Below are 3,193 nucleotides of genomic sequence, written 5' to 3' on the forward strand. Positions count from 1 at the left end.
ACCGAGGACAGCCCGGCCACGAGCCGAGCGACCAGACCCCGGTCCGGGGCGACCTGACGCGGACCGTCGGTGTTGACGCTGCCAGGGTCACGAGCAGCGCCGGCACCATCCGAGTCCGGTCCGTCGAGGTCGGCCGGCAGAACCGGCCGGGTGAGCGGGTCACGGCGGTGGAAATGCACCCGGACGAAACGGAACGTCTCCGCCTGCACCTGGCAGCGGCGAGCCCGGAAGATGTGGCGTAGTGCCTCGGCCTGTTCCGCCCACTGCTCCGGGGTCTGGCCCGGCAGCAGCTCCACCCGCAGTACATCGACGACGCGGGAGGAACGGATCGTGCGGATCCGCGGAAAGTACTCATCAAACGTCACCTGATCGGCGTTGGACGTCGGCATCCGGATGGCAAGGTCGGTGTGCACCATCGCCGAACGCCACCGCCAGCGGTACACGATCGCCAGCCGCACCCGACCAAGTGCCCAATGCCCCAGCCAGGCCAGCGACCGCGGATGCACCCGCCGCCAGCCGAGGGCCACCAAGACGAGCCCGCCGACCAGCGCGCCCAGACCCACCAGGCCGAAGCGGTGGGTGAACAGCAGCAGGCCCACCGTGACCGCGACAGCGACACGGTGCCGGAAACACCAGCGGACCGCCAGCCATAGGCCCTTGCAGGCGACCGCGAGCAGCAGCATCCACAGCGGCACCCGCATCTTGTCGGTGCGGGTGGGAACCCGGGGGCCGGGACGATCGCCGTTGATTCTGGACATGACAAATACCACTCGTTTTCGAGCGCGCGAACCACAGGGTCGGGAGGGGGGAATCAAGCGGACGGCCGAGCGAGAAAGCCAGGCCGCCGACGGAAAGAAGGAGCGAAGGCTACGCGGCGCGACTCTCGACCGCGTCCGCGGAGTTCTCGGCGGCGTTCGCCGCCTCTTCGGCGTCGAGCTGGCGGGTTTCGCAGACGATCAGGTATTCGTTCACCGCCGCCAGCAATGCATACGCGAACTCGATGTGGTTTCCGGCCGGGACATCGGCGGCGGCCGAGAGGGCCAGGCTCGTCCCGCCCGCGTCGACCGCCAGGATCGGCGGGCGGTTCGGGTAGGTGTGGCAGGTCACCGACCAGTCGGTCCGCACGCCCAGTACCAGCGACCAGTACGACGCCCTCGCCGCGTTGCGGCTCACGTCGTGGCCGCTCACGCTGCCACCGCCGACGCCCGACGGCCCGACGTGCCCACCGCCTGCATCGTCCCGGCCCGCAGCGCGAACCCCTGGCGCGGACGGGACCCGGTGGTGTCCACCCACGGCGTCACCGTCAGGCCCTCGAACATCACCGGCCGGAAGGGCGTACCCGGCAGCACCTCCGGGGGAACCGGCTGCACCTCCGCCGTGATCTTGACCTTGACCTCCGCCTGTCGGGCCGCGGGGTCCGCGTCCAGCACCCGCACCACCAACACCCGCTCGCCGGTGTCCTTGTCCCGCGCCTGCACATCCGACAGGCCCGCCTTCACCTTGTCGTAGTCACTCGCCGCCTCCACCCCCAGCACGAACGCGCCGGCAGGAAAGACGTCCTCGAAACGCACCGGAATACGCGTGGGAACCGCCATCGACGATCAGCCTCCGTTAGAGTCGCCCTCGTGGCCGGTGGTCCGGCCGCTGTCGGGCAGCACCCACAATGCGCCGCTCGCCGAGCGCTCGCCAAGCGCATATACGGCTCGATATAACGTGCCGCCATAGAAATGCGCTCAGCGTTGCGGGAGCCTTCCGGACCGCACTCGCCAGCCACTATTGTTTGACGGTCGACAAACAACGGGGAAGGGGTCGGCCACGATGCTGCGCGACACTGCGACAGGCGAGGACTGGCCCGCGGTCGGTCAGGCGATCAACGCTCGCATGCGGGAACAGCGGATCACTCAGCAGGCGCTCGCCACCACGTCCGGGGTGTCGGTGGCCACCTTGCGCGAGCTACAGCGCGGGACGAGCCGCCGCCGAGCCCAGGACAGCACCCTCGTTGCCATCTCCCGCGCGCTCGGGTGGGCAGATGACCATCTGCTTGTGGTGCTACTTGGAGCCCCGCCCACCGCGGTCACGTCCCCGGCACCGCCGATAGACCGGCAGATCCTCGATGTCCTGCTGCGGATCGAGCGCCGCATGGCCGACATCGGCGCCCACCTGCGGGTCCCCACCGCGGTCCGTGACGTCCGGGACGGGGACCAGCAGGCCGAAATCAGCGATGGGCCGGATCCGACAACGGTGTAGCTCCGCTATCGGGTCCGGCCCATCGGCCGAGACACAGGTCATCCGTCAGCCGGACGGTGTTCCTCCCGGGGGAAGGTCCTGGTCGGTGGCGCCCGCGAGCCGGCTGACGAACAGGCGCACGGTGGTGAGGGCTTCGTCGTAGCCCGCGCGGAACGCCTGCCGTTCGCCGGAGGTCATCCACCGCGACCGGTCCGGCGCTGCGTCCGGGATGTCGAGCACCGAGCCGTGCAGGGTCAACAGGTGGCGGCGGGTCGGCAGGTCCCCCGGCAGCCGGTAGACGAGGACCACGTCAACATCCCCGAAAGCAGCGGCGAACTCCACTTCCCCGGGCAGTTCCCCGAGCGCGCGGAGGAGGTCCGCGACGCCCGATCCGGGCTGTACCGCGAGCGCCCATTCCCCGGACCCCCATGGCACCTTCACCACTGCCGGCCGCGGAACGCCACCACGGCCCTTCTCCGTCTCGGTCACCGAGGGGGTCACCGCAGTTCCCGCGGTCGCTCAGGCAGGTGCTCCACCGTTCCACCAGACACCATCCACCCAGCACCGGATGCCGGACCGCCGACCAGAAACCGAAGCGGACACACCTGATGCTCCGCCCACCCGTGCTCGGTCGCGTAGCGGTCGGCGTCGGCCGCCGACCGGAAGGCAACCACGGTTTCCCGGATCAGGCCGCTTCCGCCGGACTCGAAGCGCACCGCCCCGAACAGCAGAGCGCTCCCACCGTCTCCCCGCTTCCTCACGATCTCGCTTGTTGACGTCATGGTGTCCTTCCCGTCGAGTCGTTACCAGGACGGCCGTCCTTGCCCACCACGTCGGCTGTGATGGGCGCAGGTCCGGGACGCCCCGACGTACGCTGACGCCGATCTACAGTTCGGAATAGATACGAGGCTGAATACCGAGCGTGGATACACTGGCTGACAGTGCGCAGATCACCACAGCGCAGACT

5 protein-coding genes and 1 pseudogene are annotated in these 3,193 nt (G+C 69.5%); 1 reads left to right on the forward strand and 5 read right to left on the reverse strand.

Going from position 1 to position 3,193, the window contains the following annotated elements; all coding sequences use genetic code 11:
• The 3 genes and pseudogenes from AC08OP_RS23240 to AC08OP_RS23250 all read right to left on the reverse strand — a co-directional run.
• Window positions 1-758, reverse strand: a pseudogene (locus AC08OP_RS23240) (FtsK/SpoIIIE domain-containing protein); the annotation flags it as partial.
• 109 nt (window positions 759-867) lie between these two features.
• Window positions 868-1,188 (reverse strand): hypothetical protein, encoded by a 321-nt coding sequence (locus AC08OP_RS23245; protein WP_476616124.1) that lies wholly within the window; start codon window positions 1,186-1,188, stop codon window positions 868-870.
• Window positions 1,185-1,595 carry a plasmid replication, integration and excision activator gene (locus AC08OP_RS23250; RefSeq protein WP_476616125.1) on the reverse strand — a complete coding sequence of 137 codons (411 nt, stop codon included), beginning with the start codon at window positions 1,593-1,595 and terminating at the stop codon, window positions 1,185-1,187. The genes AC08OP_RS23245 and AC08OP_RS23250 overlap by 4 nt, the downstream gene beginning before the upstream one ends.
• Window positions 1,596-1,818: 223 nt before the next feature.
• Here AC08OP_RS23250 and AC08OP_RS23255 point away from each other — a divergent pair, with 223 nt between their 5' ends.
• Window positions 1,819-2,247 carry a helix-turn-helix domain-containing protein gene (locus AC08OP_RS23255; protein WP_476616126.1) on the forward strand — a complete coding sequence of 143 codons (429 nt, stop codon included), beginning with the start codon at window positions 1,819-1,821 and terminating at the stop codon, window positions 2,245-2,247.
• Window positions 2,248-2,292: 45 nt separating this feature from the next.
• Here AC08OP_RS23255 and AC08OP_RS23260 read toward each other — a convergent pair whose 3' ends face one another.
• Together AC08OP_RS23260 and AC08OP_RS23265 are read right to left on the reverse strand one after the other, a co-directional pair.
• Window positions 2,293-2,715, reverse strand: coding sequence for a hypothetical protein (locus tag AC08OP_RS23260; protein ID WP_476616127.1), 423 nt, complete (start codon window positions 2,713-2,715; stop codon window positions 2,293-2,295).
• 8 nt (window positions 2,716-2,723) lie between these two features.
• Window positions 2,724-3,008: a hypothetical protein gene (locus AC08OP_RS23265; RefSeq protein WP_476616128.1), complete on the reverse strand. Its 285-nt coding sequence runs from the start codon at window positions 3,006-3,008 to the stop codon at window positions 2,724-2,726.
• Window positions 3,009-3,193 lie beyond the last annotated feature (185 nt).

The organism is Frankia sp. CeRuru1 (assembly GCF_977966315.1).